Here is a 24,980-nt window from a genome sequence, read left to right on the forward strand (position 1 = left end):
AGTTCGCTAGAGGACCGGCATCTGTTGCAGGGAGTATCCCCCCGTGTTCACGAACGCCCACCTCCGTTCCGCCACCGCCCTGGGCCGCGTCCTCAAGCGCGCCACTGTCGTGATGGCCGCCGTCCTGGCCCTGGGCGCCGCCCAGCCGGCCGGCGCCCAGTCGCGCCTGAAGGACATCGTGGATGTGGAAGGCGTGCGCGATAACGTGCTGGTGGGCTACGGCCTGGTCGTCGGCTTGAACGGCACGGGCGACACCATCAACAACGCGCCGTTCACGCAGCAGAGCCTGTACGGCATGCTGGAGCGCCTGGGCGTGAACATCCGCGGCACCACGCTGACCACCAAGAACGTGGCGGCGGTGATGGTGACCGCCACCCTGCCCCCCTTCGCGGCGCAGGGCACCCGCATCGACGTCCAGGTCGGCACACTGGGCGACGCCAAGAGTTTGCAGGGCGGCATCCTGGTGGGCACGCCCCTGCTGGCGCCCGACGGTGACGTCTACGCCGTGGCACAGGGTCCCGTGGCCATTTCCGGCTTCACCGCGCAAGGTGCCGCCGCCAGCGTCACGCGTGGCGTCCCCACCGCCGGCCGCATCGCCGCCGGCGCCCTGGTGGAACGCACGGTCGACTTCCGGATGTCCGACATGCAGGCCCTGCACCTGGCCCTGCACAACCCCGACTTCACCACCGCCAAGCGCATCGCCGACGCCATCAACGCCGCCATCGGCATGGGTACCGCCATGGCCATGGACCCATCCAACGTGACGGTCAACGTACCGGCCGGCCGCAAGACCGATCTGGTGGGCTTCATGCGCGACATCGAGCAACTGAAGGTGGCCCCCGACAACCCCGCCACCGTGGTCATCGACGAGGCGTCGGGCGTGATCGTGATGGGCGAGAACGTCCGCATCAACACCGTCGCCATCGCCCAGGGCAACCTGACCATCAAGATCACCGAGACGCCGCAGGTGTCCCAGCCCGGCCCTTTGAGCAACGGCACCACCACCACCGTGCCCCGGACCAACATCCAGGTGGACGATGGACAAGGCAAGAAGCTGGCCATCCTGCCCTCCGGCGTGTCCCTGCAGGATCTGGTGCAGAGCCTGAACGCCCTGGGCGTCAGCCCCCGCGACATGATCTCCATCCTGCAGTCGATCAAGGCCGCCGGCGCCCTGCAGGCCGAACTGAAGGTGATGTGATGAGCGACGACGTGAAGCTGTCGCCCCCCGGCTACGATGCCAAGGCGCTCATGGACGCAAAGGGGACGCCCAAGCCGCAGGCCGGCCCCGGAAGCGGCATGAAGGACGACGCGGCCATCGAGAAGGCGGCCAAGGAGTTTGAATCCGTCTTCATCAGCCAGATGCTGCAGCACATGTGGGAAGGCGTCAAAGTCGACGAGAACTTCGGCGGCGGCCACGCGGAGGAGATGTTCCGCGGCATGATGATCGAAGAGCAGGCCAAAGCCATCACCAAGGGCGGCGGCCTGGGCATCGCCGACGAGATCAAGAAGGAAATGATGCGCATGCAGGAGAAGGCCGCCGGCGCCGACCCGCTGCATCGTTCCCAGAACGCCGCCGCACCGAAGAACGCCTACGCCCAGGCGCAGGCCTCGCTGGCCCAGCACATGCCGCTGGACGCCGCCAGCGCCCCCGACGCCGCATCGGATGACACGCCATGACCCCCGCCATGCCCTCCAGCGACGCCCCGTCCCCGCCGTCTCCCGTCCTGGCCAGCCCCGCCGAAGCCCGCGCCCTGTCGCTGATCGCCGCCATGGAGCGGCTGATGGCGCTGTACCAGGAAGAGACGGCGCTTCTGAAGAAGCGCGACATCAAGGCCATGCTGGCCCTGGTGGAGCGCAAGCACCTGCTGACCAAAAGCTACGAGGACGCCGTGCGCGTCATCAGCCTGGATATGGCGGGATTGCGCGCCCTTGATCCGGATCTGAAGGCGCGCATGAAAAGCCTGGCCGAACTGTTCCACAAGGAATCCATGGAGAACGCGACCACGCTGCGCGCCGCGGCGGCCGTGGCACAATCCGTGGTGAACATCATGGTCAACACCATCAACAAGCAGCGCAACCAGGAACAGGGCTACGTCGCCAAGCACGGCGCCGCGCGGCCGGCCGGCTATCGCCGGGCCGGCATCCCGCCCCTGGCCGTGAACCAGTGCCTCTGATCCCACACCTTTAGCATTCATCTCCGCCCATCGCCGGGCCTCAGCCCCCCGCCCTGGCTCCCGCGCCGGTGGCGGGCGCCGGCGCGTGGGCGCCACCCCTTCGGGCGGCAGATTCTGCCCCCTGCGGCAAGAAGCTCCCACCCCCGGCGGCCTTCTTCCCCACCGACCAGTCGCCCCCGACGGAAACCCTTGGAAAAGCTGGGCCCCGAGTAATCCAGGTCCTGGCACGTCGATTGCTTTCCCAGGCGATGGGCACCTTTGCCCGACATCGTCCCCGCCGTCCGGCGTAGGCCCGAGGAAGCGACACATGACCGGTTTCCAGTCCGTTCAGAGCCTGTTCCCTACCCAGGGGAATTCCGCGTCCGGGATTCTGGGCAACGGAGCGGGCGCGAACGGTGGCGGTGCGACGGACCTGTTCACCCAGCTGCTGAGCGGCATGGTCGACACCAACACGGCCACCAGCCAATCCGTGGGCCAGAACAGCGCCTTCCTCAGCGGTGGTCAGAGCGCGGACGCGGTCTCCCCCTTCGCGACCTCCACGCTGCCCTTTGCCTCCACCAAGGGTGCGGCGACCGCCAAGAGCGGCCTGGTTCCGGCCAGCGCCACCACCGGCACCGCCGTGACGGCGCTGATGACCGGCATCACCGCCAACTCGCCGTCAGCCCTGCAGCCCGCAACCGGCTGGACGCAGACCCATTGGTCGGCCAAGGCCACCGTGGCCGACATGGCCGACAGCGCCACCGACGACCGGGGGGCCATCGCCCCCCGACGCAGGATGGCGCGGCCGCCGACACCGCGCTGGCGACGCTGGCCGCCGCCATGGGCGCGCAGCAACAGCCCACCCCGCCCGCCCCGGCCGCGCCCGCCGCCGGCCAGGCCCAGCCCGATACGGCCAAGGCCACGGACGCGACGGCCACCGTGGCGCCGGGCGCGACCCTGTCGGCCGCCGGCCAGACAGCGGCTGCCCGGATCGCCGCCACCCAGGCCGATACCAGCCAGGCCTCTGCCACCCAGGTCTCTGCCGCTCCGGCCGGCGCGACGCGAGCCGGCCCGACTCAGACCGACATCCCTCAAGCCAACGCCGCCCAGACGGGGATGGCCCTGGCCGGCATGACCCCGGTCAATGAGCCCACCGCCGCCGACACGGCGCTGGCGGCCCAGGCCCTGGCCGCGCAAGCGGCCATCCAGGCGACCCCGGCCGCTCCCACCAAGGGCAGCGCCGCCGCCGCCGCGGCCACCAGCCTGGCCGTCGCCGACCAGAAGGCCGCCGCGCTGGCCGCAGGCGCGCCGTCGCCCTCCCCCCGGACACCCGCGCCCACCCCGGCGACCGATGTCGCGGCCCAGGCCGCCATGGTCCAGTCCGGCCAGGGCGGCAAGACCCAGGCCGGCACCGCCGCCGATGCCACCGCGCTGGCCGCCACGGCGGCCGTCACCGTCGCGGCGGATGGCGCCGCCAAGGCGGGCAAGACCGATGGCGTCGCTGCCTCCGGCTCCGGTCTCAAGACCGGCACGCCCAAAGGGGGCGCCAAGGGCGACGTGGCGAAGCAGCAGGGCGCCACCGTGACCGCCACAACCACGTCCGACCAGAAGTCCGGGACCGCCACGGCCGACCAGGCGCGCCGGCAGGCGGGCGACAGCGCCACCGACGACAATGGCAGCAACGGCATCCTGGCCGCGCCGGCCAACGACGGCATGATCTACGCCGACGCCCATGCCGCCGCCGCGGCCCCCCTGGCCAAGGTGGGCGATGCCGCCACGCCGGCGACCACGGCGCCCATGGCGGCCTTGGCCAACGCCGCCACCAGCGCCGTATCCGGCAGCCCCGCGACCTCGGCCCAGGCCACCCTGCAGGCCCTGCTGCAACAGCAGCAGGCCGGCCGGACCAACACCGCCAGCAACGGCCTGCTGACCACGACGGAGAATGGCCTGCTGCCGGCCGCGGCGGACACGGGCGGCGGCGCGGCCTCGGCCAGCGACGCGGCGTTGAACGCCAGCGGCTTCATGGGCCTGGTCGACGGCCAGCACACCTTCCCCACCGGCTTCGCCGCCCAGATGGCCGGCACCGGCCAGGCGGCCCGCCCGGCGCAGTACCCGCCGGTGCTGCAGCAGGTGACCATGGGCTTCCAGAAGGCCGCCAGCAACGGCATGGACAGCGTCACCATCCAGCTGACCCCGGACGACATGGGCAGCATCGACGTGAAGCTGGACTTCCACAAGGACGGCAAGGTGCGGGCCAGCGTGACGGCGGACAACGCCAAGACACTGGATCTGCTGCAGCGCAATTCCGACGACCTGAAGACCGCCCTTCAGGACGCCGGGCTGCAGACCGACAACGACAGCCTGTCCTTCAACCTGAAGGACGACAGCCAGGCCCAGCAGCAGCAGGAACGCCGCGGCGGGCAGAACGGCACCCAATTCTCCATGGACGACACGGCCGCCCCTGAGGAGGCCGCGTCAGAAGACACCATCATCCCGTCGCTCGGCCGCGTCGACGTGCGGATCTGACGATAGATTTGAGGGAGTAGCGATCATGACCGATGCCGTCAGCGGTTCCAGCAACAACACCACGCCCACCTCGTCCGGCACCAAGACCAGCAACCCGCTGAGCGACCTGACGAACAACTACACGACGTTCCTGACGCTGCTGACCACGCAGTTGAAGAACCAGGACCCGACGTCGCCCATGGACACCAACCAGATGACCTCGCAGCTGGTGCAGATGAGCTCGGTCGAGCAGCAGATCGAAGCCAACAACCAGCTGAAGTCCATCCAGTCGACGCTGGCCGGGGGCCAGTCCAGCCAGGCGCTCAACTACCTGGGCAAGTATGTGGAGATGGAAGGCGACAAGTTCCCGCTGCAGAACAGCACCGCCAACGTCTCCGTCACCTATGGCGGCACCGCCGCCACCGCCACCATGTCGGTCTATGACAGCAGCGGCGCGCTGGTCAGCACCACCAACGTGGCGGGCGCCGCCGGCACCCACAACTATTCCTGGGACGGCAAGGACAGCTCCGGCAAGGTTCTGCCGGACGGCACCTACAGCGTGAAGGTCAGCGCCTTCGACAGTAGCGGCAAGGCCGTGAACACCACCGTGAAGGTGGCTGGCAAGGTGACCGGCGTTGACATGTCCGGCACCACCCCCACCCTGCAGATGGGTGACATGACCGTGAACATGAGCGATGTCACCACCGTGCTGGCGGGTGCGTAGGCGCGAAATGAGCTGCCCGAAAGTGATAGGGCTGTTCAGTTCTTCTTAACGCCCCCGCCCTTATGGTGCTGCAGGCCCTGGTGGACTCCAGGGTCCTCAGGCACCGTATGAGGTAAGGCATGTCGGCACACGAAGCCGGACGCGGCCCCCGCGCGCTGTTGAACGGGGGGATGGGTCGCAACACGGCCAAGGCCGCCGGGCAGGGCAGAGCCTTGACCCTGGACGACCTTCCGCCACCCGATACCAAGCGGTGGGTGATGCGGCGCAAGGCGCAGGTGGTGGACGGGGTACGCGGCGGCCTGCTGACCATGCAGGAGGCCTGCGCGCGCTACACCCTATCGGAGGAGGAGTTCCTGTCCTGGCAGCGGCTGATCGACGCGCACGGGCCCCGGGCCCTGCGCACCACCCGCCTACAGGACTACCGCCGTGGCATGAGCCACGACGACGACCAGGACCCCCTGGCCGCCGTGGGCTGAGCCGCCTTCCCGGGGCGCCCTTTCCAGTCGCCCCTTCCGCCCATTCCGACGCTTTCGTCAGTCTGGCTTGAGGCTGTCGGCGATCATGTGCAGGCCCTCGCCGCGCAGGGTCTGCTGGCGCTGGATCAGCCGGCGCGCCGCCAGGGCCTGTTCCACGACCTCCCCCCCGACGATGGCGCCATTGGCCGTCAGCGCCACGGCGACCCGGGTGAGTTCGCCGCCCTCGCTCTTGGGATCATGGCGGTTCAGCGGATGATCGCTGGCCAACTCGGTGCTCAGCCATTCCAGCAGCACTTCCCGCCCCTCGGGCAACCGGTCGTCGGCCAGCAGCCGCGCCAACAGCCCCATGGGCGTGGGCACCTTGCTTTCCGCCTCGGCCTTCGCCGCCATGGCGGACGGGTCGCGCAACAGGTCGATCAGCGCGATCAGGAAATCGGACAGGCAGCGCTGGTTGCCGAACAGGTCCTGGATGACATCGGAGAAACGCAGAAGGTCGGCGGCGATGCCACCCAGCATCTCCTGCAATCGCCACGGCGTTTCCGGCGTCGCCAGCCGCATCACCTCCTCCAGCTTGCCACCCAGGGTGCGGATGCCCGCCAGGCGCACGGTCAGCAGGCTGTAGAAGGCGTGGTCGTGGCCTTCCGGCCCCACCAGCCGTTCCACCGCGGCACTGAGCTCCGCCGCGCCGCCGTTCAGGGGCACGGACCATTTGCGGCTGTTCGCCTGGAAGTCGCGGGCCCTCTGGGCGACGACGTCGACATAGCGGTCCAGGTCGGCGATACGGGCACGGGTATTCTGGCCCGTCACCTTGGACTGTACCGTGGCCGCCTTGTGCAGGGCCGCCTGCAGCATGGCGCCGGTGTCCTGCAACCGACGGAGGTGGGTGGCACCATGCAACAACTCTGTCGGGCTGATCTGCTGGCGCGTCAGGTAATCCCGCAGGATCAGCGCGATGGCGCGGCGCGACTGGCGGCCGTACAGATCCTCCGGCGCTGAGCAGAGTGGCGTGCCATCCGGCGCCTCGCGCAGCACGGCGGGCTTCACCACCTCGGGCGCGGTCTTCTCGAACACCAGGGTGCCGGTGGGAAAGGCGTTCATGACCGTGCGTACGGCCATGACGCGCACAGCCTTCAGCTTGCCCTGGGCTAGCCGGCGATTGGCCTCGGTCACCGCTATTTCCTCGGTATCGCCAATGAAAAGGATGGTCCAGCGGCCCTCTTCCAGGCCCATCAGCTCAAACTTGCAGCTGCGGAATTTCAATCCCATGTCCCAACCCTGCGTCCCCAGCCTCGCGACCCGGTGGCCCGGAATCGGCTCCCAACCACACTATAGGCGATCCCCCCATCGCCAGAAGGAAATAGAAAGCCGGCTTCCCAGCCTTTATCCCAACAAAAAAGGGAAGCGGATGACCGCTCCCCTCCTTGCGACAGGCAATCAATGCGAAGAACTTGGCGCGATCCCGTCAGTCGAACGGGTTGTCGCTGCCCTTGCGCAACAGAAAGCGCAGGGGAACCGCTGGCAGCTTGAACGTCTCGCGCAGGCCGTTGATCAGATACCGCGTGTAGTGCTCCGGAATTTCCACCGGTCGGCTGCTGAACAGGGCGAAGGTCGGCGGTCGCGCCTTCACCTGGGTCATGTAGCGGATCTTCAGGCGGCGGCCATCCACCAGAGGCGGCGGGTGGGATTCCAGCATGCCCTGCAGCCAGCGGTTCAGCTGGGCCGTCGGGATACGGCGGTTCCATAGGCGGTAAACCTCGAACGCCGCGTCCAGCAGGACGTCCAGCTTCTGCTGCTTCAGGGCTGAAATGGTGATGGTGGGGATGCCCCGCACCTGCGGCAGCGAGGTTTCCAGCCGGTCGCTCAGCTGCTGCAGGGCCTCGGCGCGGTTGGCCACCGCGTCCCACTTGTTGACGGCGATGACCAGGCCGCGGCCTTCCTCGATCACCTGGCGGGCAATGGTCAGATCCTGCTTGTCCAGGATGGCGTCGGCATCCAGCACCAACACCACCACGTGGGCCATGCGCACGACCCGCAGGGTGTCGGCCACCGCCAGCTTTTCCAGCTTGTCTTCCACGCGGGCGCGGCGGCGCAGTCCGGCGGTGTCGACCAGCTTCACCGGGCGGTCACGCCAGGTCCACTCCGCGGCGATGGCGTCGCGGGTCATGCCGGCCTCGGGGCCGGTCAGCACGCGCTCCTCCCCCAGCAGGCTGTTCAGCAGGGTGGACTTACCCACGTTGGGCCGGCCGACGATGGCCAGTTGCAGGGGCTTGGCGTTGTCCCGGGCCTCGGCCGCCTCGTCGTCCAGGGGGCCCTCGGCCTCCTCCTGCTCTTCCTCCGGCTCGTCGGGGGGCAGGTAGGGGGTCAGGGCCTCCACCAGATCGGCCATGCCCTCGCCATGCTCGGCGGACAGCGGCACGGGATCGCCCAGGCCCAGCTCATAGCACTCCATGAGCCCGGGCTTGCCCGCGTTGCCCTCGCACTTGTTGGCGACCAGGATGATGGGCGTCTTGCCCTTGCGCAGCCAGGCGGCGAAATGCCGGTCCATCGGCGTGATGCCGGCCCGGGCGTCCACGATGAAGAGGCCGACGTCGGCCCGCTCGATCGCGCGTTCCGTCTGGCGGCGCATGCGCGCCTCCAGGCTGTCGTCGAACGCCTCTTCCAGGCCGGCGGTGTCCACCACCGTCAGCTCGATGCCGGCCAGATGGCCATCGGCGGATCGCCAGTCCCGGGTGACGCCCGGGGTATCGTCGACAATGGCCAGCTTCTTACCGGCAAGTCGATTGAACAGAGTCGACTTGCCGACATTGGGCCGGCCGATGATAGCGACCGTCAAGCGGCGGGGACTCGCCATAACCAAAACGCCTTATCGATACGCGAAGAGATCGCCGTCGTCCGTCAGCACAAACAGGGTGTTGTTGACCACAATGGGGGCCACGCTGATGGGGTCGTCGAACTCAATCTTGTTGAGGATGTCGCCGTTGGTGGGCGACGCTTCCACAACCTGCCCCAGGCTGTTGGCCATAATCAAGCGTCCACCGGCCGCGATAGGGCCAACCCAGTTAATCGGATCCTTGCGCTTCTCCGGGTTTTCCCAGCGTTCCAGCTGCTTGATCCAGCGGACGCGGCCCGTGTCGCGGGTCAAGGCCACCAGCTGGGCCTCGTTGTTCAGGACGAAGACCCAGTCGCCGACGACGGCGGGCTGGTTCTGGCCGCCCACGTCCTGTTCCCAGACGTGCTGGCCGGTGCGCTGGTCGATGGCGACCATGCGGCCGGAATAGCTGACGGCATAGACTTGGCCGCGATCCACCACCGGCAGGCCCTTGATGTCCGCCAGGTTGGCCAGGTTGGCGCCGCGGCGCGAGGACGCCAGGTTGTCGCTCCACGCCGGATGGCCGTTGTCGACGCGCAGCGCGTACAGCTCGCCCGAGGAATAGGGGATGATGGTGACGTCGTTCTCGACCGCCGCGCTGGCGCCACCCAGCAGGGCCGCGGGCTCGGGGAAACCGGCGTGCGTCCACTGCAGCACGCGGTTGTTGGAGGCCAGGACGATGCACTGGTTGTCGATGGTCACGACGAACACGCGGCCGCCGGCCACGGTGGGGCCGGAACGGATGGGGGCGGCGATGCGCTGGCGCCACGCGACCTTGCCGTCCTTGGGATCGACCTTGATGGCCTCGCCGTAGCCGGTGGTGACGAACACGGCGCCATCCCCCACGGCGACGCCGCCGCCCATGGCCGACCCTTCCTGGTCTGGCCGCTTCATCTCGCTTTCCCAAACCTTCTTGCCGGTGGCCTCATCGAAGGCGTGCAGCACGAAGTCCGTATCCAGCAGATACACCTTGCCATCGGCGACCACAGGCCCGTCCAGCAGGCGGTTGTCGCTGGAGGACCCCTCGATGCTGACCTTCCAGGCCTCTTTCAGGGTCTTGGGCAGCGTGACGTGGCCCGGATTATGGGCCGCGTTGCCGCCGGGCTGGGCCCAGTCGGCGTTGGTCACCGCGTCCGGCAGCGTCACCTGCTTGGACTGGGCCTGGCTGTCCGGCTCGATCTGCTGGTCCAACTGCAGCACCGAGATGCGGTTGCCGGCCAGCTTTTCCTTCGGCTTGTTGTCATCGCCGAAACCCAGCCAGTCGAACATGCCGCAGCCGGTCAGCAGCATGCAGGCCACCAGCGCGGTGCTGAGGCCGACGGCGCGGCGGACGCGCATGGGGCGGCCGCCGGTGAGGCGCACGGGCGCGATCCGGGCGGCGGGGGCGCGGACGGCAACCTCGGCGGAGGGCAGGCCGGTGACGGCGGTCTTGTTGGTCATTTCTGCTCGGCGTAGAGGGCGACGAGATCGGCGGCGCGGGCGCGGACGCCCTGGGGTGCGGCCGGATCGGCGGACAGGGACTGGAAAATCTCCCTGGCCTTGGCCAGGTCGTTGGCACGCAGATACAGCAAGCCCGACAGCTCCTGCGCGGTGTAACGCCAGGGACCCTTGGTCAGGCCCGAGATGCGGGACTGCAACTGCGCCGGATTGCCGGTGTCCACCTGCTGCATCACGGCCAGGATCTGGGCCAGGTCGCGGAACAGGGGGTCGTTGTCGGCGCTGCCGGCGATCTGGTCATAGATGGCGATGGCGCCGGCGGCATCGCCGCTGGCGGCCTTCAGCCCGGCTTCCTGCAGGCGGGCCAGGGTGGCCGGCGCGCCGCCCAGCTTGGGCGTCACCGCCGCCAGGGCGGCCAGCGCGTCCTTGGCGTTGCCGCTCTCGATCGCGGGGGACACCTTTTCCGTGGCGGAGATCAGGGCGCTGGTGCGCTCGACCGCCTGGCGGGTGCGGTACTGGTCCCAGGCCACGTAGGCGGCCGTACCGGCCAGGATGGCCACAGCCCCCGCCAGCAGGTAAGGCCCCACCTGGCGCCACAGTTTTTCCAGTCGTTCACGGCGAAGGTCGTCATCGACCTCGCGAAAAATATCGCTCATCAGCTCACTCTTCGACACCGAGGCCGGCACCATAACAGCAATCCGCGCCGATACCAGAGGGGCGCGTGACGGTCAAGGAAAGTCCGGATCGAATGTAGCCCATTCCCCCTGGCGTCCCCCGCCCGCCGTACCCTGAAGGCAAGCGTCGTTGCCCCACCGATTGCGGCCGGGCGGGCAGCATAGATTAAATCAACCGCCCTTGGCACGGCCGGAGAGGCCGTTTCCTATCGGTCGGATGTTTTTGCCGCGCGAAATATTCGCCCCCTGTGGATAAGTCTGTGGAGCGACACACGGAAAAACGTCCCTCCCCTGTCCGAAAGAGCAAGACACGGCGGGGCGGCGCCCTAGGAATAGTGCCCAAGCCCAATGGACAGCCAGGGGTGGTGGCTGGACGAGCAGCCCGATTCTCCTGCCCGAAAGGTGGATAATCCCCCTCCCAAGGGAATAGGCGCAGCAAAGACTGGCGATCCCCGCCGCGTCGCGGTAATGAGCCTGGGCCTCCACCGGGGGCGACCGTCCTTGCCACCACGCCTGATCCATAGCCGCCATGACCGATACCGCGCGCCGCATCGTCGGCCTTATCGCCACCGAACTTTCCGCCCGCCCCGAACAGGTGGCGGCGGCGGTCGCCCTGTTGGACGAAGGCTCGACCGTGCCCTTCATCGCCCGCTACCGCAAGGAGGCGACCGGCGGCCTGGATGATACGCAACTGCGCACCCTGGATGAACGCCTGCGCTACCTGCGTGAGATGGAGGAGCGGCGCGCCACCATCCTCAAGTCCATCGAGGAGCAGGGCAAGCTGACGCCCGAGCTGCAGACCCAGATCGCCACCGCCGACACCAAGACGCGGCTGGAGGATCTGTACCTGCCCTACAAGCCCAAGCGCCGGACCAAGGCCATGATCGCGCGGGAAGCGGGGCTGGAACCGCTGGCCGACCTGCTGCTGAACGACCCGTCGCACGACCCGGAGGCCGGCGCCGCCGCCTTCGTGGATGCCGAGAAGGGTGTGGCCGACACCAAGGCGGCCCTGGACGGCGCCCGCGCCATCCTGGTGGAGCGCATGGGCGAGAACGCGGAACTGCTGGGCTTCCTGCGCGGCTATTGCCAGGAACACGGCCGCGTCGTCTCCACCGTCGTGGAGGGCAAGGCCGAGGAAGGCGCCAAGTTCTCCGACTATTTCGACAAGGCGGAGCCGCTGGCCGGCCTGCCCTCGCATCGCGCGCTGGCCCTGTTCCGCGGCCGCGCCGGCGGCATCCTGGACCTGGCCATGAAGGTGGGCGAGGATCCGGCACCGGGCCAGCAGCACCCCTGCGAGGCGGCCATCGCCAACCAATTCGGCATCCAGGATCAGGGCCGACCTGCCGACCGCTGGCTGCTGGACACCTGCCGCTGGGCCTGGCGCACCAAGATCGCCCTGCACCTGGAACTGGATCTTATGGGCACGGTGCGCGACCGGGCGGAAGATGAGGCCATCGCCGTCTTCGGCCGCAATCTAAAGGGCCTGCTGCTGGCCCCGCCCGCCGGCCAGCGCGCCACCCTGGGGCTGGACCCGGGCATCCGCACCGGTGTGAAGGTCGCCGTGGTGGACGCCACCGGCAAGCTGCTGGAGACCACCACCATCTATCCGCACGAGCCGCGCCGCGACTGGGCGGGCTCGGTCGCCACGCTGGCGGCCCTGGCCGGCCGGCACAATGTCGGCCTGATCGCCATCGGCAACGGCACGGCGTCGCGCGAGACGGACAAGCTGGCCGCGGACGTCATGGCCCAGTTCCCGCAGCTGAAGCTGACCAAGATCATGGTGTCGGAGGCCGGCGCCTCTGTCTATTCCGCCTCGGAAGTGGCGGCCAAGGAGTTCCCCAACCTGGACGTCAGCCTGCGGGGCGCCGTCTCCATCGCGCGCCGCCTGCAGGACCCGCTGGCGGAACTGGTGAAGATCGACCCCAAGTCCATCGGGGTCGGCCAGTACCAGCACGATGTCAGCCCCACCAAGCTGGCCCGCACCCTGGACGCCGTGGTCGAGGACTGCGTGAACGGCGTGGGCGTGGACCTCAACACCGCGTCGGTGCCCCTGCTGGCCCGCGTGTCGGGCCTGAGCGACAGCATCGCCCGCAACATCGTCGACTACCGCGACACGCACGGCGCCTTCCGCAACCGCCGCCAGCTGCTGGACGTGTCGCGCCTGGGCCCCAAGGCCTTCGAACAGGCGGCGGGCTTCCTGCGCATCCGCGACGGCGACACCGCCCTGGACGGCTCGGCCGTGCACCCGGAATCCTACGCCGTGGTGGAGCGCATCCTGGCCAAGACAGGCCGCACCCTGGCCACCTTGATCGGCGACGTCCCCTTCCTGCGCAGCCTAGACCCGGCGGACTATGCCGACGATCGTTTCGGTATCCCAACAGTCGAGGATATCCTCAAAGAACTGGAGAAGCCCGGTCGCGACCCGCGCCCCGAATTCAAGACGGCCGCCTTCAAGGAGGGCGTTGAGGAACTGAAGGACCTCCAGCCCGGCATGGTGCTGGAGGGCGTGGTCACCAACGTCACCGCCTTCGGCGCCTTCGTCGACGTGGGCGTGCACCAGGACGGCCTGGTCCACATCAGCCAGTTGGCCGGCAAGTTCGTGAAGGACCCGCACGCCGTCGTCACCGCCGGCGACATCGTCAAGGTCAAGGTGCTGGAAGTGGACCTGAAGCGCCGCCGGGTGGCCCTGACCATGCGGCTGGAGGAGCAGGCGGCGCGCCCTGCCGGCAATGGCCCCCGCCAGGACGACGCCCGCCCCGGGAACCGCAACGACAACCGCGCCCCGGGCGGCAACCGTGCCCAGAACAGCCCCCAAAGCGGCCCCAAGGGCGGTGACCGCGACCGCAAGCCCGGCGGCGCCCCCCGACCCAACCAAGGTGGTGGTGGCAAGGCCCAGGAGTTGCGCGGCGGCAGCTTCGGCAATGCTTTCGGCGGCGCCCTGGCCGACGCCTTCGCCCGCGCCCGCAAGGACAAGTAAGCAAGAGACCGGCCAGGCATAAAGCAGCCGCATGGGGCCAATCCTCATGCGGCTGTAGCCCGCGATCACGGCCGCCGGACCTTTTCGGGCAGCGCCAGCGGCCTGAAGCAAAGGACAGGGCACGGGCGCGGATGCGCCCGCGCGGCGCTTGAGGGCCCCTTCAACGCTTATAAATCAGCTTGGCGCGGGCCAGGGCCAGGGACTTGGTCAGGGCCTGGCCCAGCTCACCGCCATCGCCCTTGATGTCGTCGCGCACCACCACATGCATGGCATCGATGTGCAGGCCCACCACGGTCAGCAGCGCGTCCGTGGGGTTTTCCAGATCCACCAGGAAGTGGTTCATGGAATTGGCGAAGTCGGACAGCAGATTGTAACCGAAGGTCCGGCCCAGGGTCATGATGCCGTCGGAAATCTTATAAACCTTGCGCAGGTGCTGGACCCGATGGTCCGCGTCGCGCTTGGCCTGTTCGAAGGCGGCCTGCAGCGTGGTCAGGTCGATGCGGGTCTGGGCCTGATGCGCCTCGGCCATGCGGGCGACGTGGCGGCCGGCGCGCTCGATGGCGGCCGGGTCGATCTGCCCGGGCTTGCCCGCCGCCCCGCCAACCTTGGCGCGCAACTTGTTCGGCAACTCGATGATCTCGACCACCCGGGTGCCCTTCCCGGGCAGGCCTTTATCGGACTTGTCCGTCATTCCCGTCCCTCCTGTAAGGGATCACAACTTTCCAAGGACCGGTCGGCATATCCCACCATTGGTGTTAATCCACAGTTTCCGATGAGGCGGGCGCTGCTTCCGCTCCGACGGCGCCATCGGTCCCGGCGTCCAACCCGTCCCGGGGGGCGCCTCCCCGGCCGCGACCTGGGGCACGGCCTGGCCGACAGGTGGAAGCGCCTCTTCCTCAAGGGGCGCCTGGGGCCCGTCAAGGGTCACGCGATGGCCGGCCATGACACGGCGGTCCTCCCCATCATAAGGCAAGGTCTGCCGCCGCCGGTCGGGCCCGATATAGCCGGGCGCCCGAATGAAGGGCCGGGGCTTGTCAACGATGGCCACCAGACGCGAGGCGACGTTAGCCACCGACATGGGCTTGGCCAGGTATTCGGTGACGCCGCCATCGCGCGCCATGCGCACGGCGTTCTCGTCCGCCTCGCCGCTCATCATGATGTAGGGGATGAACTTCAGCTTATCGTGGTCGTGCTCGCGCACCCACTTCAGCAGCTCCAATCCGTCCACCGGGGCCATGAGGTGATCGGCGAAGACGATGTCGATGTCGCTGGCCCCCTGGATCTGGGTGGACACATCCAGGATGGCGGTGGCCTCCTCGCCACTCTCCGCCTGAAGCACACGGCCGACGCCCAGGCCACGCAGCACCGTGACCAGGATGGTACGCACAAAGCGGTTGTCGTCGGCCACCAGGACGCTCAACCCGTCCAGGCGGTAGTATTTTCCGGACTTTGCTGATGCCATATCGCTGATGCCAGCCGGCCCCTGTTGGGCCGTCAGTGTAGCCCCTTCCGTCGCCCCGCGCGCGGGTTAATGCGGCAGGCACCATACCGCGCGCCACGCCGGATCTTAACCCTATCCCCTTGCACAGTCCGGCGTGCGCGCCGTTCGCGCGCAGTTAACGGTTTGGTGACGAGCCGCGTCCTATGGTTCCCACATCCCCGGATGGCCCCGCCGCACGCGGTCCCCACACCGGGCAGGTGTTGATAAGGAGCGCCAGTCCCATGTCCCGGCCTATCCCCCAGAACAATCTCATCGAACGCACGTCCGTCCTGACCTACACGTTGATGGAACAGCTGCACGACGTGCTGAACACTCCCAGCGCTCCGGACGATGTGACCCTGGGCATGCTGATGGGCCTATCCATGTTCCTGGATGATCAGATCGGCCCTTTCCGCATGACTCAGCTGCTGCAGGCGGCGCCGGACATCATCCTGCGCACCGACGCCCACGTCACCCGCGACCAGATCGACCGGTTCCTGCCGGTTCTGCGCGCCTTCGGCGACAAGCTGGCGGCCCTCACCCCGGAAACCGTGGCCGAGCCCACGACCAGCCTGTCCTGACCGCCAGCCGCATACGCGGCCTTTTCACCAGACGGTGCCACGCTTATTTGTAGAAGAGGTCACCGCCCCCCTTCGACCGCCGCCCTGAAGCGCGGCAGCCATGGTTGAACGCAGATGCTTTCGCAGTTGGATAACGCCCACCCCGCCCTGTTCCTGGTCTTCGCCTGCGTGGCCGTGCTGGCCGCCGCCGGCATGACCGTCGGCTATGTCTGGCGCCGCCTGGGCCGGCTGGCCGTGCGCCAGTCCAACCTGGCCCGCACCGCCTCGGATCACCTGACCCGGCTGCAGCGCGACCTGACGGACTTGGCCGGCCAGGTCGAGCGGCTGGGCGAATTCAACCAGCGCCTGACGGAAGAGGTGGACATGCTGCGCCATCGCCTGGCCGACGGCGGGTATGAACCGCAGGACCAGTATCCCCGGGTTCTGCATTGAGCGGCGGCGGCCCCACGGCCGCCCCCTTCGATCCCGTCCGCGAACGGGAAATCCGCCGCTGGCATGACAGCGGCCAGGCCTGGGACCGCTGGGCCGACAGCATGGCCGATCCGGCCGACCGGCTGAACCGGCCGCTGCTGGCCGCGCTCGCCCTTCAGCCCCACCACGTCCTTCTCGATCTCGCCAGCGGTGCCGGTGAACCGGCGATCACCGCCGCCAAGAGCATGGGGCCGGCCCAGGGTTCCGAAGGCGGCCGCGTGCTGGCCAGCGACCTGGTCCCGGCCATGCTGGCTGGCGCCCGCCGGCGCGGCGCCGGTATCGACGCCCTGTCCTTCTTGGCGGCCGACATGACCGCCCTGCCCCTGGGGTCCGCCAGCGTGGACCGGATCAGCTGCCGCTTCGGATTGATGTTCGTGCCGGACGCCCTGGGTGCGGCGGCGGAGATGCGCCGGGTCCTGCGCCCCGGTGGCATCGCGGCCCTGCTGTGCTGGGGCCCGCAGGCCGACAACACCCTGTTCCGTCTGTTGGATGACGTGCTGGGCGGCGTGCCGGAGCTGGCGGCGCTGTTCCGCTTCGCCGAGGAAGGCACCCTGGGCCGCTTGTTCCTGGATGCCGGCTTCAGCGGCGTGTCGGAAACCTCGCTGGAGCAATCGGTCCTGGCCGACGCCGCCAAGCCCTTCTGGCGCCCCACCCTGGACATGGCCTTCACGCCGGCCCTGGCCCGGCTGCCGGCGCAAGACCGCGCGACCTTGGAGGATCGCATCACCGCCGCCGTGGCGCATGAGACAGGAGCGGACGGGAAAATGCCCGTCCATCTCCACGCCCGGCTGCTGGTAGCCCACAAATAGGGCGGTCAGGACCGCGGCGACGCCCCGTCCTGGGGCTGCACAGACGGTTCTACCGCCGGCTCCTCCCCCGCCCCTTCCGGCGCCCCCTCGGGCGCCGCAACACCCTCCGTCTCCTCCGGCCCGGCGCCCACCAGCAATTCCGCCTGCGCCATCAGGCGCTGGTACTGGCGCACGCTGAAGGGCAGCGTTACGAGGTAACCGACGCCCAGGATCAGCAATGTGGTCCAGGGCGCGCTGACCACGCCGGCCGCCAGCAGCACCAAGCCCAGGAAGATGAAGACGACGTAGCGCGGGTGGATGCGCAGGCCCTTCAGCGAGAAGGTGGGGATGGCGCTGATCATCAGCGCCGCCATGCCCACGGTCCACACCACGACGAAGGCCGGGTGGCCCACGACCGCGCGCCCCATCTCGAAACTGGCGACGATGGGGATCAGGGCCAGGCCGGCGCCGGCCGGGGCCGGCACACCGGTGAAGTAATTGTAGGCCCATACCGGCTTCTGCGCGGCCGAGCCCAGGGCGGTGTTGAACCGGGCCAGGCGCAGCGCGGCGCAGGCCCCGAACAGCAGGCAGGCGATCCAGCCGAAGCTGCGCGCCTCGTTCAAGCCCCACATGTACAGGATCATGGCGGGAGCCACGCCGAAGCTGACCACGTCGGACAGGCTGTCCAATTCCGCCCCGAACTTGCTCTGCGCGTTCAGCAGCCGGGCGATGCGGCCGTCCAGCGCGTCCAGCACGGCCGCCACCACGATGGCGACGACCGCGTGTTCCCAGCGCTGTTCGGTGGCGAAGCGGATGCCCGTCATGCCGGCCGACAGGGCCAGCACCGTCAGCATGTTGGGCAGCAGCTTGTTGATGGTGAGGCCGCCCAGGCGCGGCGGCCGGATGGCCCGCCGCCGCCGTCCCAGCGCGCCCCCGCCCACCCTGGGGGACGCTGCGCCATCAGCGCACCACGCCCTGGCGCTGCGGCTCCGCACTGGTCAGGTCGGCCAGGATGGTCTCGCCCCCCAGGGCCTTCTGGCCCACGACCACCAGGGGCTGCACGCCGTCCGGCAGGTAGACGTCGGTGCGGCTGCCGAAGCGGATCAGGCCGTAGCGTTCCCCGGTCGACACGCTCTGCCCCGGCTTCAGGGTGCAGATGATGCGCCGGGCCACCAGGCCCGCGATCTGCACGAAGGCGATCTCACGGCCGTCGGGCATGGCCAGGCGGATGCTCATGCGTTCGTTCAGGTCGCTGGCCTTGTCCAGGGCGGCGTTCAGGAACTTGCCCGGATGGTATTCGGCGCGGGTCACCGTGCCCTCGATGGGCGTGCGGTTGATGTGCACGTTGAACACGTTCAGGAAAATGCTGATGCGGGTCAGCGGCTCGGGCCCCATGCCCAGCTCGGGCGGGGGCACCGCCTTGGTGATCATCTGCACCAAGCCGTCGGCCGGGCTGACCATCAGGCCGGGACGGGTGGGGACCACACGGTCGGGATCGCGGAAGAAGTAGGCGCACCAGGCCGTCAGGATCACGCCGATCCAGCCCAGGAAGGTAGAGAGCCAGAACAGGATGAGGGTGACCACGGCGAAGCCCAGGATGAAGGGCCAACCGGCGCGGTTGATCGGCACGATGACGGTGCTGAGAGCGGACATTTGCACTTTCCAAAAGGCAGGGCCCCAGACAGGCCCCGAACGGCGGGCCCCAGGGACATAGGTGGATGGGCGCAGTGTAGACAGGGCCGTCCCGGATTTTAAGTGCCATTGCATGTCCTTCGGGTTAAGGCCGGTCGTGTCTTGGCTGTTCAAGGCCTTTTTTGGCAGTACCTCCAGTTCCATGGCTGCTCACACCGCTCCACCCTGTGAACTATGACAGGTTGCCTACCGGTCTCTTCCTCAAGGGCGGATACCCTTTCACGTCGGTTTGCGGAAAAATGTAGCCAATCTGGGTCAGCCTCCGGCGACGGCGCGTCCTGGTGACTTTCGTGACGTTGAAGGTTGTTGTCCCGTGCGTGCCGAACAGACAATCGATCGGGAATTGACCCAGCGGTCCTCCACGGCCCGCCATCCCCGGTATCGCATTGTGGTCGTCGAGGATGAGGCGCTGATCGCCCTTGGCCTTCAGCAGATCCTGCTGCAGCAGGGCCATGAGGTCTGCGCCCTGGCCGCATCGGTGGATGAGGCGGTGGAAGCGGTGGACAACCACCGTCCCGACCTGGTGCTGATGGACGTCATGCTGCGCGGCGGCGATGACGGGGTGGAAGCGGCGGAGCGCATCTGGAAGCGCTTCGGCATCCGGAGCCTGTTCACCAGCGCCGTCGACGCCAACACCCTGCGCAGCCGCGTGCCCTCGGTTTCGCTGGGCTTCATCACCAAGCCCTACCGGCCGGAAGACTTCCAGCGCAGCCTGGAAGCCTTAAGTTTGGCCTGAAGCCCGCCCCTCACGCGTCAGCGAGCCCCCATGGTGGGCGGCGTCCTCCAAGTGGGGGTCATTCCCGCCCCACGACATGCAACGGACTGAAGCAGCCGTAGATCAGCCGCTTGGCGTCGAACGGCATGTCACCCGGAATATCAAAGCGCGGGTCGTCGTGCATCTTGGCCTCGACGGCGTCCAGGGTTTCCTTGTCCGGCCACACCTGCCAGGAAAAGACGATCTTCTCCCCCGGCTGGGCCGCGACCGCCCGGCGCATGTCGGTCTGTTTGCCGTCGGGAACGTTGTCCTCCCACGACTCCACGACCTCCAGGCAGCCATATTCCTTGAATAGCGCCGCGCTGTTCTCCGACCAGGCGCGGTAGGCGTCCTTTTTGTCCCCAGGCACGGGTATCACGATGCCGACGATGTACATGGTCCAGCCCTTCCCTTCGGATGAGACGCGGACCCGCATCATAGCAAAGCGTCGCTAGGGGTGGCAGCGGGCACGGCCGCGCGCTATGACGGCACCATGCCGCCCATCGACCAGACCGCCCTTCCCATCGATGCCGTGCTGCCGGACCTGCTGCGGGTCCTGGCCGGCACGCCCAACGCCGTGCTGCAGGCCGCCCCCGGCGCCGGCAAGACCACGCGCGTGCCCCTGGCCCTGCTGGACCAGCCCTGGCTGGCCGGCCGGAAGATCATCATGCTGGAACCCCGGCGCCTGGCCGCCCGCGCCGCCGCCAAGCGCATGGCCGACACCCTGGGTGAGACGGTGGGCGGGACGGTGGGCTACCGCGTCCGCCTGGATACCCGCGTCGGCCCCGCCACCCGCATCGAGGTGGTGACGGAAGGCCTCTTCCTGCGCCGGTTGCAGGGCGACCCGTCGCTGGACGGCGTGGGCGCCGTGCTGTTCGACGAGTTCCATGAGCGCAGCCTGGACGCCGACCTGGCCCTGGCCTTCTGCCTGCAGGCCCAGGGCCTGCTGCGTGAGGATTTGCGCCTGCTGGTCATGTCCGCCACCCTGGACGGTGCCGCCGTGGCCAGGCTGTTGGCCAAGGGGGAAGAGGACGCCGCGCCCATGGTGACCAGCGAGGGCCGCGCGTTCCCGGTGGAGACCCGCTGGGTGGAGCCCGCCGCCACCGACCGGCTGGAGACGGCCGTGGCCCGCGTGGTCAAGCGCGCGTTGATGGAGGAAGCGGGCAGCGCCCTGGTCTTCCTGCCCGGCACCGGTGAAATCCGCCGCACGGAAAAGGCCCTGGCCGACCTGGGCCTGCCGCGCGACGCCGTGATCGCCCCCCTCTACGGCGACCTGGCGCTGGACCAGCAGGAGGCCGCCATCCGCCCGGCGCCGGCCGGCCAGCGCAAGGTGGTGCTGGCCACCGCCATCGCCGAAACCAGCCTGACCATCGACGGCATCCGCATCGTGGTCGACGCCGGCCAGGCCCGCCTGGGCCGCTTCGATCCCGGCAGCGGCATGAACCGGCTGGAGACCACCCGCGTTTCCCGCGCGTCCGCCGACCAGCGCCGGGGCCGCGCCGGCCGCTTGCAGCCGGGCATCTGCTATCGGCTATGGAGCGAGCAGGCCGACCGGGCGCTGGTCCCCTATGCCCCGCCGGAAATCCTGCGCGCCGACTTGGCGCCCCTGGCGCTGGAGCTGGCGGCCTGGGGCGTGGACGACGTGAGCGTCCTGCCCTGGCTGGACCTGCCGCCGCCGGCTCCCCTGGCCCAGGCCCGCACCCTGCTGGGCCAGTTGGGTGCCCTGGACGACGCGGCCAGGATCACTTCCCACGGCCGGCGCATGGCCACGCTGGGCATGCATCCCCGCCTGGCCCACATGGTGCTGGTGGGCATGGATCTGGGCTTGGGCGCCGCGGCCGCCCATCTGGCGGCCCTGCTGGAGGAGCGGGATCCCCTGCGTGGCATTTCCCGGGACGCCGACCTGCGCCGCCGGCTGGATTTGCTGTCCGGCCAGGACGATGGGGCCGCCGATCGCAATGCCTTGCGCCAGATCCGGGAAAGCGCCCGCCAGACCATGCGCCAGTTGCGCATCACCGACCGGTCGTTCACGGGTGAGGATGCCGGCCGCCTGCTGGCGCTGGCCTACCCCGACCGCCTGGCGCAGAAACGCCCCGGCGGCCAGGGCCAGTACCGCCTGGCCAACGGCAAGGGCGCTGCGCTGGACAGCGCCGACGCCCTGTCGCGCCAGGACTGGCTGGCGGTGGGCGACTTGGACGGCGACGCGCGCGAGGCCCGCATCTACCTGGCCGCCCCCATCACACGGGAGGAGATCGAGGAGGTTTACGCCGACCGCGTCGTGACGGAGGAACTGGTGAGCTGGGATGGTCGGGAACAGGCCGTGCTGGCCCGCCGCCGCCGCCGCCTGTTCGGCCTAGTGCTGAAGGATGAGGCGCTGAGCCAGCCTTCGGGCGAGGCCATGGCCGCCGCCATGATGGCCGGCATTCGCGAGATGGGCCTGGCGGTCCTGCCCTGGACCAAGGCGTTGGAGGCGTGGCGGGAGCGCGTGCGCTTCCTGCACCGCTCCGGCGCCGCGGGCGCCTGGCCCGACCTGTCGGACGAGGCGCTGCTGGCCGACATGGAGACTTGGCTCGCCCCCTACCTGCCCGGCATCAGCCGCGTGGGCCACCTGCCGCGCCTGGACCTGCACGGCGCGCTGACCGGCATGCTGGACTGGGCCCAGGGCCAGGAGTTGGAGCGCCAGGCGCCCACCCACATCGACGTGCCCAGCGGATCGCGCCTGCCCATCGACTACTCCGGCGAAATCCCCACCTTGGCGGTGCGCCTGCAGGAGCTGTTCGGCCTGCCGCAGACGCCGACGGTGGCGGGCGTGCCGGTGCTGCTGCACCTGCTGTCGCCCGCCCATCGCCCCATCCAGGTCACCCGCGACCTGGCCTCCTTCTGGGCCAACACCTACCGGGACGTGAAGAAGGATCTGGCGGGCCGCTACCCCCGCCACTACTGGCCCGACAACCCGCTGGAAGCGGAGCCGACGGCGCGGGCGAAGCGGCGGGGAACCTGAGGTCCCGCCATTAGTCGGGAGTCCAGGAGTCCACCACGGCCCGGGCCACATCGGCGATGAAGGCGTCCGCCTTCTCACGGGGGCCCTGCACGCTGGCGACATAGACCGCCACGGCATAACGGCCGCCATCCGGCGCGGTCATCAGGCCCACGTCGTTGTTGGCCAGGGTCACGCCTTCGACAGAAGGTCCCGCCCCCGGCTTGTGCGCCACCGTCCAGCCGGCGCCCAGGCCGGCCTTCAGGCGGTGGGGCTGGGTGGTGGTATGGTCCAGGACGTCCAGCAGGCGGCGGGTGCCGGCGGGGCTCAGCAGCTCGCCCTTGTCCAGCCGGTCCAGCAGCAAGGCCATGGCGGCCGGCTTGGCCGTGTCACGGGGATCGTTCAGGTAGGCCTCGCGCTTGGCGAGACGGGTGGCGGCCGGTACGGAATCGGCCGCGGCCTGGAACGCCGCCGGCTCGACATAGGCGTCCTTCCAGGTCAGGCCCAGGATGTCGCTTTGCAGATGGCGCTCATCCCGGTCCACCCGGATGCCATCCAGGCCCCGGGCCGTCAGGGCCGCCTGCACCACCGCCGGCCCGCCGATCAGGCGCAGCATCGTGTCGGCGGCGATGTTGTCGCTGTCAGCCACCATGCGGGCCATCAGGTCGTCCAGGGTGGTGGTCCAGCCGGCGGGCGTAATGTTCTTGGCCAGCGGCTGCCAGTAGACGGAACGGTCCTTGGGGTAGAGCGTGACCTTTTGCGTCAGGTCCATGCGTCCGTGATCCACCAGGTCCAGCAGGGCGATGGCCACGGTCAGCTTGAACACGCTCTGCTCCGGAAAGCGCTCCTGCGCCCTCACCCCCACCTCGGCGCCGGTGGCGCCATCGCGCACGGCGACGCCGGCGCGGCCGGGGAAGTCGTGGGTCAGCCGGTCCAGGCGCGCCTGAAGCGCCGGCATATCCAGGGAACCGGCGCCGGCGGGCGCCGTGCAGGCAAGGCTAAGCACAGCGGCGGCGCAGGCCGCGCGCAGCATGGCAATCAGCATCCAGGTGGTCCCCATCCGATGTTGGCCGCCAAGGACTGGCGGCCACGGAGCGATGCCCGCAAACCGTGGTCGAGGCGTGGCCCGTCAGACCTTCGTGGTCAGGTCGGTCAGCTTGCTCAGCAGATAATCCAGGTCGTCGCTGGCCATTTCCTCGAACTGGGTGAGGATGCGTTCCAGCATCTTGCGGCGATGGCGCTCCACGTCATGCTCGCCGCCATCGAATTCCGTCTCGCTGGCGACGTCCAGCGCCACCTTGATGGCCGGGTAGATCGACTGGGGCATGCCCGTGCGATCGAACAGCGCCTTCATGCCCAGCTTGCCGGCGTCATGGATCAGCATGCGGGCGTTGGGCGTGGGAATGCGGGCCAGCTGGGCCAGCGCCACCTCGAAGAAGGCCACGTCGCCCATGCACAGCGACCGCAGCAGCAGCGACGGCGACAAGCGGCCGTTGCGATAGAGCTGCTCCACCAGCGTTTCCAGCTGGGCGTCGGTCGCGACGCCCACCAGCTCGTACGTCGCCTTCTCGCGGCCCTGCAGGACGATGTCGCTGGCGACGTCGGCCGGCAGCTCGTGCCGTTCCACCAGCCGCTCGCGCAGCTGTTCCGACACCATGGTCACCAGCCGCTCGGCGATGGTGACCGGCAGACTGCCTCGCTCGATCAGGGGGGCGTGGACGGCGTCGCTCTTGGGGAAGCGGTTCAGCACGCGGGTCAGCGCCACTTCCGTCACCTTGGCGGCCTCATTGGCCATCAGGGTGGCGACGGCGGTCTCGGCGCCATTGTCCACCAGCGCGTCGGCCACGCCCTCCGACACGTCGGGACGCTTGGCCACGGCCGATTGTTTGGCTTCCGAACCGGTCTTGATCAGCTCGATCAGGTCGGCGTCGGTCAACACCGACGACAGTTCGATGAAGGGCAGCGATACCTCTTCCACATCGCGCGCCAATTGCAGGGCGACGTCGCGGGGTATCGCGGGATAGGTCTTCAGGCTCTCCGACAGGGCGGAACGGACGCGCACGGCGGCGTCGCGGGCCATCAAGCGCACGATGTCCTCGGCCAGGGCCCGTTCCGAGGGGGAGAGCTGATCGGCGCCGAACTGGGCGGCAACCTTGGTGGCCATTTCGGCCCGGGTCGTGGCGGACGGATCGGCCAGAAGCCGTTGCACGTCCTCATGCGTCAAGGTCTCGGACATTGGCAGGGCAACCCGCTCCCTTCGATACCGACCGGTCACCTGGCTTGTCATCCCCACCCAGGGCCGTCACACGCCGCCGGACCGGGGGTACCAGGTTTCACCACCATTAAGATCCCCGACGCACGTCGGGTGACCATTGCCCATTAATAATACAGCCTTCCCCGTCTTGGCCAACGCCATTTGGGT

24 protein-coding genes are annotated in these 24,980 nt (G+C 69.0%); 12 read left to right on the forward strand and 12 right to left on the reverse strand.

Translation table 11 applies throughout. From position 1 onward, the window contains the following. The first annotated feature begins 112 nt into the window (after positions 1 to 112). From UAA55_RS24695 to UAA55_RS24705, 3 genes are read left to right on the forward strand one after another with little or no spacing between them, the layout of a single operon-like run. A complete protein-coding gene (locus tag UAA55_RS24695) occupies positions 113 to 1,198 on the forward strand; it encodes a flagellar basal body P-ring protein FlgI (protein ID WP_322957755.1) in 1,086 nt (361 codons plus the stop codon). Continuing rightward, complete coding sequence (locus UAA55_RS24700; protein WP_322956106.1) at positions 1,198 to 1,677, forward strand: rod-binding protein; 480 nt, start codon at positions 1,198 to 1,200, stop codon at positions 1,675 to 1,677. Before UAA55_RS24695 ends, UAA55_RS24700 begins: the two co-directional genes overlap by 1 nt. After that, complete coding sequence (locus UAA55_RS24705) at positions 1,674 to 2,174, forward strand: hypothetical protein (protein ID WP_322956107.1); 501 nt, start codon at positions 1,674 to 1,676, stop codon at positions 2,172 to 2,174. The genes UAA55_RS24700 and UAA55_RS24705 overlap by 4 nt, the downstream gene beginning before the upstream one ends. A gap of 501 nt (positions 2,175 to 2,675) precedes the next feature. Here UAA55_RS24705 and UAA55_RS24710 read toward each other — a convergent pair. Next, positions 2,676 to 3,008, reverse strand: coding sequence for a hypothetical protein (locus UAA55_RS24710; RefSeq protein WP_322956110.1), 333 nt, complete (start codon positions 3,006 to 3,008; stop codon positions 2,676 to 2,678). Between UAA55_RS24710 and UAA55_RS24715 the strand changes: the two genes are divergently transcribed. The 3 genes from UAA55_RS24715 to sciP all read left to right on the forward strand — a co-directional run bounded on the left by UAA55_RS24715 (position 2,994) and on the right by sciP (position 5,858). Continuing rightward, on the forward strand, positions 2,994 to 4,679 hold the full coding sequence (locus UAA55_RS24715; RefSeq protein ID WP_322956111.1) for a flagellar hook-length control protein FliK: 1,686 nt from the start codon (positions 2,994 to 2,996) through the stop codon (positions 4,677 to 4,679). The two genes, UAA55_RS24710 and UAA55_RS24715, sit on opposite strands and share 15 nt — an antisense overlap. A 25-nt stretch (positions 4,680 to 4,704) precedes the next feature. Further along, positions 4,705 to 5,382, forward strand: a complete 678-nt coding sequence (locus tag UAA55_RS24720; RefSeq protein ID WP_322956112.1) for a flagellar hook assembly protein FlgD — start codon at positions 4,705 to 4,707, stop codon at positions 5,380 to 5,382. Between the two features lie 119 nt (positions 5,383 to 5,501). After that, the gene (gene sciP, locus UAA55_RS24725) at positions 5,502 to 5,858 is read left to right on the forward strand and encodes a CtrA inhibitor SciP (protein WP_463667852.1); all 357 of its coding nucleotides are present in this window, start codon (positions 5,502 to 5,504) and stop codon (positions 5,856 to 5,858) included. A 57-nt stretch (positions 5,859 to 5,915) separates the two neighbouring features. Here the strand turns inward: sciP and UAA55_RS24730 are convergent, their stop codons facing one another. From UAA55_RS24730 to UAA55_RS24745, 4 genes are all read right to left on the reverse strand, one after another. After that, on the reverse strand, positions 5,916 to 7,124 hold the full coding sequence (locus tag UAA55_RS24730) for a hypothetical protein (protein WP_322956114.1): 1,209 nt from the start codon (positions 7,122 to 7,124) through the stop codon (positions 5,916 to 5,918). 196 nt (positions 7,125 to 7,320) lie between these two features. Further along, positions 7,321 to 8,709 (reverse strand): ribosome biogenesis GTPase Der, encoded by a 1,389-nt coding sequence (der, locus tag UAA55_RS24735; RefSeq protein ID WP_322956116.1) that lies wholly within the window; start codon positions 8,707 to 8,709, stop codon positions 7,321 to 7,323. Between the two features lie 12 nt (positions 8,710 to 8,721). Next, on the reverse strand, positions 8,722 to 10,167 hold the full coding sequence (locus tag UAA55_RS24740) for an outer membrane protein assembly factor BamB family protein (protein ID WP_322956118.1): 1,446 nt from the start codon (positions 10,165 to 10,167) through the stop codon (positions 8,722 to 8,724). Beyond that, positions 10,164 to 10,820: a tetratricopeptide repeat protein gene (locus UAA55_RS24745; RefSeq protein WP_322956119.1), complete on the reverse strand. Its 657-nt coding sequence runs from the start codon at positions 10,818 to 10,820 to the stop codon at positions 10,164 to 10,166. The genes UAA55_RS24740 and UAA55_RS24745 overlap by 4 nt, the downstream gene beginning before the upstream one ends. 547 nt (positions 10,821 to 11,367) lie before the next feature. On the opposite strand from UAA55_RS24745, the gene UAA55_RS24750 reads away from it, so the two are divergent. After that, positions 11,368 to 13,815 (forward strand): Tex family protein, encoded by a 2,448-nt coding sequence (locus tag UAA55_RS24750; protein WP_322956120.1) that lies wholly within the window; start codon positions 11,368 to 11,370, stop codon positions 13,813 to 13,815. A gap of 160 nt (positions 13,816 to 13,975) precedes the next feature. Here the strand turns inward: UAA55_RS24750 and UAA55_RS24755 are convergent, their stop codons facing one another. Beyond that, complete coding sequence (locus UAA55_RS24755; RefSeq protein ID WP_322956121.1) at positions 13,976 to 14,506, reverse strand: hypothetical protein; 531 nt, start codon at positions 14,504 to 14,506, stop codon at positions 13,976 to 13,978. A 21-nt stretch (positions 14,507 to 14,527) separates the two neighbouring features. Next, complete coding sequence (locus UAA55_RS24760; RefSeq protein WP_322956123.1) at positions 14,528 to 15,277, reverse strand: response regulator; 750 nt, start codon at positions 15,275 to 15,277, stop codon at positions 14,528 to 14,530. Positions 15,278 to 15,537: 260 nt separating this feature from the next. Between UAA55_RS24760 and UAA55_RS24765 the strand changes: the two genes are divergently transcribed. The 3 genes from UAA55_RS24765 (at position 15,538) to UAA55_RS24775 (ending at position 17,156) form a co-directional block, all read left to right on the forward strand. Further along, on the forward strand, positions 15,538 to 15,876 hold the full coding sequence (locus tag UAA55_RS24765) for a hypothetical protein (protein WP_004273698.1): 339 nt from the start codon (positions 15,538 to 15,540) through the stop codon (positions 15,874 to 15,876). Between the two features lie 114 nt (positions 15,877 to 15,990). Beyond that, positions 15,991 to 16,308, forward strand: coding sequence for a hypothetical protein (locus UAA55_RS24770; protein ID WP_322956125.1), 318 nt, complete (start codon positions 15,991 to 15,993; stop codon positions 16,306 to 16,308). Beyond that, on the forward strand, positions 16,305 to 17,156 hold the full coding sequence (locus UAA55_RS24775; protein WP_322956127.1) for a class I SAM-dependent methyltransferase: 852 nt from the start codon (positions 16,305 to 16,307) through the stop codon (positions 17,154 to 17,156). Before UAA55_RS24770 ends, UAA55_RS24775 begins: the two co-directional genes overlap by 4 nt. Positions 17,157 to 17,161: 5 nt before the next feature. On the opposite strand, the gene pssA is transcribed toward UAA55_RS24775, so the two are convergent. Together pssA and UAA55_RS24785 are read right to left on the reverse strand one after the other, a co-directional pair. Further along, positions 17,162 to 18,076: a CDP-diacylglycerol--serine O-phosphatidyltransferase gene (gene pssA / locus UAA55_RS24780; protein WP_322956128.1), complete on the reverse strand. Its 915-nt coding sequence runs from the start codon at positions 18,074 to 18,076 to the stop codon at positions 17,162 to 17,164. 19 nt (positions 18,077 to 18,095) lie between these two features. Continuing rightward, complete coding sequence (locus UAA55_RS24785) at positions 18,096 to 18,788, reverse strand: phosphatidylserine decarboxylase (RefSeq protein WP_322956129.1); 693 nt, start codon at positions 18,786 to 18,788, stop codon at positions 18,096 to 18,098. Between the two features lie 352 nt (positions 18,789 to 19,140). On the opposite strand from UAA55_RS24785, the gene UAA55_RS24790 reads away from it, so the two are divergent. Beyond that, positions 19,141 to 19,563: a response regulator gene (locus UAA55_RS24790; RefSeq protein WP_322956130.1), complete on the forward strand. Its 423-nt coding sequence runs from the start codon at positions 19,141 to 19,143 to the stop codon at positions 19,561 to 19,563. Between the two features lie 58 nt (positions 19,564 to 19,621). Here the strand turns inward: UAA55_RS24790 and UAA55_RS24795 are convergent, their stop codons facing one another. Beyond that, positions 19,622 to 19,978, reverse strand: a complete 357-nt coding sequence (locus UAA55_RS24795; RefSeq protein ID WP_322956131.1) for a DUF1428 domain-containing protein — start codon at positions 19,976 to 19,978, stop codon at positions 19,622 to 19,624. Between the two features lie 96 nt (positions 19,979 to 20,074). Here UAA55_RS24795 and hrpB point away from each other — a divergent pair, with 96 nt between their 5' ends. Further along, positions 20,075 to 22,582, forward strand: a complete 2,508-nt coding sequence (hrpB, locus tag UAA55_RS24800) for an ATP-dependent helicase HrpB (RefSeq protein WP_322957758.1) — start codon at positions 20,075 to 20,077, stop codon at positions 22,580 to 22,582. A gap of 10 nt (positions 22,583 to 22,592) precedes the next feature. Here the strand turns inward: hrpB and bla are convergent, their stop codons facing one another. Together bla and spbR are read right to left on the reverse strand one after the other, a co-directional pair. Continuing rightward, positions 22,593 to 23,603, reverse strand: coding sequence for a class A beta-lactamase (gene bla, locus UAA55_RS24805; RefSeq protein WP_322956132.1), 1,011 nt, complete (start codon positions 23,601 to 23,603; stop codon positions 22,593 to 22,595). 84 nt (positions 23,604 to 23,687) lie between these two features. Next, complete coding sequence (gene spbR / locus UAA55_RS24810; protein WP_322956133.1) at positions 23,688 to 24,794, reverse strand: SpbR family protein; 1,107 nt, start codon at positions 24,792 to 24,794, stop codon at positions 23,688 to 23,690. Between the last annotated feature and the right edge of the window lie 186 nt (positions 24,795 to 24,980).

Source organism: Nitrospirillum guanabarense (genome assembly GCF_034653355.1).
GTDB lineage: Bacteria > Pseudomonadota > Alphaproteobacteria > Azospirillales > Azospirillaceae > Nitrospirillum.

Excerpts from the sequence above, each read along its gene's own strand:
- UAA55_RS24795 (WP_322956131.1), bottom strand. The coding sequence starts at position 19,978 with ATGTACATCGTCGGCATCGTGATACCCGTGCCTGGGGACAAAAAGGAC.
- UAA55_RS24740 (WP_322956118.1), bottom strand. The coding sequence starts at position 10,167 with ATGACCAACAAGACCGCCGTCACCGGCCTGCCCTCCGCCGAGGTTGCC.
- UAA55_RS24700 (WP_322956106.1), top strand. The coding sequence starts at position 1,198 with ATGAGCGACGACGTGAAGCTGTCGCCCCCCGGCTACGATGCCAAGGCG.
- UAA55_RS24695 (WP_322957755.1), top strand. The coding sequence starts at position 113 with ATGGCCGCCGTCCTGGCCCTGGGCGCCGCCCAGCCGGCCGGCGCCCAG.
- der (WP_322956116.1), bottom strand. The coding sequence starts at position 8,709 with ATGGCGAGTCCCCGCCGCTTGACGGTCGCTATCATCGGCCGGCCCAAT.
- UAA55_RS24720 (WP_322956112.1), top strand. The coding sequence starts at position 4,705 with ATGACCGATGCCGTCAGCGGTTCCAGCAACAACACCACGCCCACCTCG.
- UAA55_RS24730 (WP_322956114.1), bottom strand. The coding sequence starts at position 7,124 with ATGGGATTGAAATTCCGCAGCTGCAAGTTTGAGCTGATGGGCCTGGAA.
- UAA55_RS24755 (WP_322956121.1), bottom strand. The coding sequence starts at position 14,506 with ATGACGGACAAGTCCGATAAAGGCCTGCCCGGGAAGGGCACCCGGGTG.
- UAA55_RS24760 (WP_322956123.1), bottom strand. The coding sequence starts at position 15,277 with ATGGCATCAGCAAAGTCCGGAAAATACTACCGCCTGGACGGGTTGAGC.
- bla (WP_322956132.1), bottom strand. The coding sequence starts at position 23,603 with ATGCTGATTGCCATGCTGCGCGCGGCCTGCGCCGCCGCTGTGCTTAGC.
- hrpB (WP_322957758.1), top strand. The coding sequence starts at position 20,075 with ATGCCGCCCATCGACCAGACCGCCCTTCCCATCGATGCCGTGCTGCCG.
- sciP (WP_463667852.1), top strand. The coding sequence starts at position 5,502 with ATGTCGGCACACGAAGCCGGACGCGGCCCCCGCGCGCTGTTGAACGGG.
- UAA55_RS24745 (WP_322956119.1), bottom strand. The coding sequence starts at position 10,820 with ATGAGCGATATTTTTCGCGAGGTCGATGACGACCTTCGCCGTGAACGA.
- UAA55_RS24705 (WP_322956107.1), top strand. The coding sequence starts at position 1,674 with ATGACCCCCGCCATGCCCTCCAGCGACGCCCCGTCCCCGCCGTCTCCC.
- spbR (WP_322956133.1), bottom strand. The coding sequence starts at position 24,794 with ATGTCCGAGACCTTGACGCATGAGGACGTGCAACGGCTTCTGGCCGAT.
- UAA55_RS24750 (WP_322956120.1), top strand. The coding sequence starts at position 11,368 with ATGACCGATACCGCGCGCCGCATCGTCGGCCTTATCGCCACCGAACTT.
- UAA55_RS24765 (WP_004273698.1), top strand. The coding sequence starts at position 15,538 with ATGTCCCGGCCTATCCCCCAGAACAATCTCATCGAACGCACGTCCGTC.
- UAA55_RS24770 (WP_322956125.1), top strand. The coding sequence starts at position 15,991 with ATGCTTTCGCAGTTGGATAACGCCCACCCCGCCCTGTTCCTGGTCTTC.
- UAA55_RS24785 (WP_322956129.1), bottom strand. The coding sequence starts at position 18,788 with ATGTCCGCTCTCAGCACCGTCATCGTGCCGATCAACCGCGCCGGTTGG.
- UAA55_RS24715 (WP_322956111.1), top strand. The coding sequence starts at position 2,994 with ATGGGCGCGCAGCAACAGCCCACCCCGCCCGCCCCGGCCGCGCCCGCC.